The sequence below is a fragment of the Pauljensenia sp. UMB6358 genome (assembly GCF_030216865.1).
Lineage (GTDB): Bacteria > Actinomycetota > Actinomycetes > Actinomycetales > Actinomycetaceae > Pauljensenia > Pauljensenia turicensis_A.
The window spans coordinates 1-900 of the sequence record NZ_JASOMS010000022.1 but is presented as its reverse complement, the minus strand read 5'-3'; the positions used below and the strand labels follow the sequence as shown (position 1 = coordinate 900).

Here is a 900-nt window from a genome sequence, read left to right as displayed (position 1 = left end):
CCAGCTCGGTAAGCTCTCCCAGACCAAGACCCGCGCTAAGATCAAGGGCGTTGGTTCTGGCTACCAGTTCACCGATGACGCACGCCTAATCGGCCTCGGAGATATCCAGGCCGAAGGCACAAGGCAGCTTGGTATCCGTTACGCGGAAAAGGTAGACGCTGACCTGATCAAGGCCGCTATTGACGTTGTGCCGGCTGACAGGCAGGCAGGCCTAGAAAAGTCTGAGGCGAAGAAGTACGACGATCAGAAGGCCACCGGTTTTTCTTGGGGCCTGTTCGTTGATGCTATCGCCTCCCTAGGCGACCAGTGGGACCCCACCCGGTACACGTCCCTGATTATCCGGTCTGAGGCGCAGGCTGCTCTAATGAAGGATGACCAGTTCATTAACGCTTCTAAGCTGGGCGCGACCACCCCGCTTCTTACCGGGCAGATTGGTGTACTCGCAGGAGTCCCAGTACAGGTAGTGAATTCCATCCCGGAAAACACCGCCCTTCTGGTAAAGCCGGGCGCGCTCGCTCTGAAGTACAAGCAGCGGCCCACCATTGAAACCGAAAGGGTGCCAGGTAAACGCCTGAACCGGGTGTGGTTCCATTCCAAGTACGCGGCCGCACGCAGGGATGATAACGGTGTTCTCGTTATTACCCATAAAGCACCAGGTACGGCGGCCTGACATTAATACTGGGTGTGGGTTTGTCTTATTGGGGTGGCAAACCCACACCCTCCCCCACTCTCTTTCTTTTTGGAGTCGTGATTATTAGTGCGAACAATCCTAGATGAGGAAACCCGGAACCTCGTACACCAGGTAATACGGAATGTGGATCATATTAGTGATGCGATACAGCTTGCTGAAAACCTCGTACTCGCTTATATCAAGGGTAAAAGTGGGGATTTCTCTAACAG

Annotated in this window: 1 protein-coding gene; it reads left to right on the top strand. The window is 54.4% G+C overall.

Features of this window, described 5'->3' with window-relative positions; all coding sequences use genetic code 11:
- On the top strand, nt 1-670 hold a 670-nt coding region (locus QP381_RS08430; protein ID WP_285068465.1), incomplete at its 5' end, for a phage major capsid protein.
- Between the last annotated feature and the right edge of the window lie 230 nt (nt 671-900).